This window comes from Actinotalea ferrariae, from assembly GCF_019733465.1.
Taxonomy (GTDB): domain Bacteria; phylum Actinomycetota; class Actinomycetes; order Actinomycetales; family Cellulomonadaceae; genus Actinotalea; species Actinotalea ferrariae_A.
Genome location: NZ_JACVQL010000366.1, coordinates 1 through 3,589, shown reverse-complemented (window position 1 = coordinate 3,589; position 3,589 = coordinate 1). Strand labels below are relative to the sequence as shown.

Genomic DNA, 3,589 nt, shown 5'->3' with positions numbered 1-3,589 from the left:
CCTGGGCCCCGTGGCCGCCCTGCCCACCCTTGAGGGAGCCGCCCGAGCCGCCACCCCGGGCACCGCCGCGCTCCGCCACCGCCCGGCCGGTGCGGCTGGGCGTGGTGCGTGGAGCGGACGTGCGGGTCGCCATGATCCCCAACGTACCTTCCGCCGCCCACGCGGCCCGGGAGGCTGGCGGCGGTGTCGCGGCCGGCTCGGCCACGCCGCGCCGCGCCGCGCGACGGTGCCGAGCCGACGGTGCGGACGCGCCGGTCAGGCGCTCACGTGGTGAGCAGGCCGAGGCCGAGCGCGACGACGCCGGCGGCCAGCACCACGCCCCCGACCGGGAGCAGGACCACCCAGCGGTTCGGACGCTCACGGCCGGCTCCCGCCGCGGAGAAGAAGAAGCCCATCGGCATGAGGATCGCCGCGACGAGCACGCCCGTCTGCGCGAGCCAGCGTACGAAGCCGGTGAGGTCCGTCGCCTCGCCGAGCAGCAGGCACACGAGACCGAGCGTCACGAGCACGCCCGCGTGCGCGTGGCCCGCGCGGAAGAAGCTGGTCTGGAACGGCGTCGTCGGCACGCCGCCGGTCACGACGCGCACCATGAAGGCGCCGCCCGACTCGATGGCCACGACGCTGATGAGGACGACCCCCGCCGTCGTGGTGGCCGCCTCGCTGAGCTCGATCACGTCTCCCCCGTCCCGAATACGAACAAGGTTATAGAACATCGTTCACGATGTGCCGTCAAGTGCGTAGGATCGCCGCGTGCCCCGACCCCGGACCCACGACGACGCCCTGCGCGCGCGCCTCCTCGAGGTGACGTCCGAGGCGCTGTCCACCGGTGGGCCCGCGACGGTGACGGTGCGGGACGTCGCGCGACGCGCGGGCACCTCGGCGTCCGCCGTGTACGCGCTCTTCGGCAGCCGCGACGCGCTGCTCGACGCGGTGACGGACGAGGCGTTCCGCCGCTTCGCGGAGCACCTGGCGCGCGTGCCGCGGACCGACGACGCGGGCGGCGACCTGCTCGCGCTCGGCCTCGCGTACCGCGCGAGCGCGCTCGACGACCCGCACTTCTACCGCGTGATGTTCGACCGCTCCCCCGGCGTCGTCGTCGGCGCGGGACCCACCGCCGGTGCGTCCCGTGCCGACCTGGCCGCGGCCGACCAGCCGGCGGTCGAGCGGCCGACGTTCCTGGTGCTGCGCGACGCGGTGGCGCGCGTCCTCGCGGACCGCCCGGGCCACCGCTGGACCGCCGAGGAGGCGGCCCTGGGCCTGTGGGGTCACGTCCACGGACTGGTCTCGCTCGAGCTCGCGGGGCTGCTGCCGGGGTCCGACGGCGAGCACGCTCGACGCTACGCCGCGCTCCTGGCCGCCGCGGGGACCGCCCTGCTCGGGTCGGGCGACCGGGGTGCAGGCACGGGCCCACGTGGTCCGCGCGTCCCCGGGTGACGTCGTCGGCGCGCGTCGACCTGCGGGGCGTCGACCGATGTCGGTGGTCGGTGGGACGCTGACGCACGTGCCACGAGTCGCGACGATGACGAGGACCGAGGTGCTGCGCAGACGGTTCGCCGCGCAGGGCCTGCACCGGGGGGCGGACGCGCTCGCCCCCCGCGCGGACTGGTGGGCCTCGGTCCCGGTGCTGGACCTGGGCGTCCAGGACACGGGGCCCGACGGCGCCGCCTGGGCGCTCGCGCTGCGGGGCGCGCCGCTCGGTGCACGGACGTCCACGCCCGAGCTCGCCCTCGCCTGGACGGTCCGCGGCGCACCGCACGTGTACCGCCGCGCCGAGCTCCCCGACGTGGCACGCGCACTCGTGCCGCTCTCCGAGTCCGACGCCCGCAAGCGCGTCGCCGACGCCTCGAAGCCGCTGCGCGAGGCCGGCATCGACGTCACCGACGCGCTCGTCGAGATCGGGCGCCACATGCGACGGATCGTCACGGCCCCGACCGTGAAGGGTGAGATGTCCACCCGCCTCACGGCCGCGGTGAGCGAGCCGTACCTGCGCTGGTGCACCGCGTGCCGCGCCACCCACCTCTACGAGCTGCCGTTCCGGCTGGCCGCGCTGCACGCGGGCCTCGAGCTCGAGCCAGGCACGTCCCCGCCCGTCCTCGGGCGCGTGCCGTCCTGGCCCGCCGGTCACCTCGACCGCTTCGCCGAGACGGTGCGGACGCCGCCCGCCGAGCGGGGCGTGCCCGACCACCTGGACCTCGTGCGCGCCTACCTCCGCCTGCTCGGCCCGGCCAGGCCGGCCGACGTCGCCGCGTACCTCGACGCGCCGGCTGCCGACGTCCGCCGCCGGTGGGCCGAGCTCGGCGACGAGCTCGTCGAGGTCGACGTCGAGGGCGAGCGCCGCTGGGCGGCGGCGGACGCCGACACGGACGCCGACGGGGGCGGGTCCTCGGGTGTCGTGCGGCTGCTGGGCCCGTTCGACCTGCTCCTGCAGGCCAAGGACCGCGAGCTGCTCGTCCCGAACCAGGCGGCGCGCAAGGAGCTCTGGCCTGTTCTCGGCCGCCCGGGCGCCGTCGTGCTGGACGGCGAGGTCGTCGGCACGTGGCGACCCCGCGCGTCCGGCGGCCGGCTGCGGGTCGAGGTCCGCGCCTGGGCACCGTGGACGCCCGCCGTCGAGCAGGCCGTGGACACCGAGGCCGAGAGGCTGGCCGCCTTCCGGGGCGTCACGTACGCGGGACGCGCCTCGTGAGCCGGCGCGGCTGGGGCCTCCTCGTGCTCCTGGGTGTGATCTGGGGCGTGCCGTACCTCCTGATCAAGGTGGCCGTCGGCGAGGTCTCCCCCGCCACGGTCGTGCTCGCGCGGACGGCGCTCGGCGCCGTCGTGCTGCTGCCGTTCGCGCTCCGCGGCGCGGGCTTCGCCGCGCTGCGCGGCCGGTGGCGGGCCCTCGCGGTGTTCGCGGCGCTCGAGGTCGTCGGCCCGTGGATGCTCTTCTCCGACGCGGAGCGCACCCTCGCCAGCTCGACGACCGGCCTGCTGGTCGCGACCGTGCCCGTGCTCGCGGTGGTCGTCGGCCGCGTCGCCGGGGACCGCCTGCCCGTCCCGCCGGTGCGGTGGCTCGGCCTCCTCGTCGGACTGGCCGGCGTCGCCGTCCTGACCGGCCCGGGTCTCACGGCCGGCCACGGGTGGCCCGTGGTGGAGGTCGTCCTCGGTGCGCTCGGGTACGCCATCGCACCGGTGGTCGCCGAGCGGCACCTGCAGGGCGTGCCCGCGACCGTCTTGACGACGGCGTGCCTGGGCCTCGCGGCGCTCGTGTACGCACCGGTCGTCGCGCTCGAGGGGCCGTTCGCCATGCCGAGCCCGGCCGCGCTGGCGTCCCTCGTCGCCCTCGGGCTGTTGTGCACCGCGGTGGCGTTCCTGCTGTTCTTCCGGCTCATCGCCGAGGTGGGCGGGCCGCGCTCGACGCTCGTCGCGTACCTCAACCCGCTCGTCGCCGTGACGCTGGGCGCCGTCGTGCTCGACGAGCCGCTCGGCCCCGCCGTGTGGCTCGCGACGCTGCTGATCGTCGGCGGCTCCGCCGCCGCGTCGCTCGGCCGGCGGCCCGCCGCAGCGACCCCTCCGGCCCGTGAGGGCCGATCCGACGGGGCCGGCCCGCCGG

4 protein-coding genes are annotated in these 3,589 nt (G+C 77.0%); 3 read left to right on the top strand and 1 reads right to left on the bottom strand.

The window, feature by feature from the left end; all coding sequences use genetic code 11:
* Positions 1-263: 263 nt before the first annotated feature.
* Complete coding sequence (locus ICW40_RS19865) at positions 264-674, bottom strand: hypothetical protein (RefSeq protein WP_221655709.1); 411 nt, start codon at positions 672-674, stop codon at positions 264-266.
* 76 nt (positions 675-750) lie between these two features.
* Between ICW40_RS19865 and ICW40_RS19860 the strand changes: the two genes are divergently transcribed.
* The 3 genes from ICW40_RS19860 to ICW40_RS19850 form a co-directional block, all read left to right on the top strand.
* Positions 751-1,434 (top strand): TetR/AcrR family transcriptional regulator, encoded by a 684-nt coding sequence (locus tag ICW40_RS19860; protein WP_221655708.1) that lies wholly within the window; start codon positions 751-753, stop codon positions 1,432-1,434.
* A gap of 85 nt (positions 1,435-1,519) precedes the next feature.
* On the top strand, positions 1,520-2,683 hold the full coding sequence (locus tag ICW40_RS19855; protein ID WP_221655707.1) for a winged helix DNA-binding domain-containing protein: 1,164 nt from the start codon (positions 1,520-1,522) through the stop codon (positions 2,681-2,683).
* The coding region (locus ICW40_RS19850) for a DMT family transporter (protein ID WP_221655706.1) at positions 2,680-3,589 on the top strand (910 nt) is incomplete at its 3' end. The genes ICW40_RS19855 and ICW40_RS19850, both read left to right, overlap by 4 nt.

What these genes read in the sequence shown, in the direction of transcription:
- ICW40_RS19855 (WP_221655707.1), top strand. Translation starts at nt 1,520, where the DNA reads ATGACGAGGACCGAGGTGCTGCGCAGACGGTTCGCCGCGCAGGGCCTG.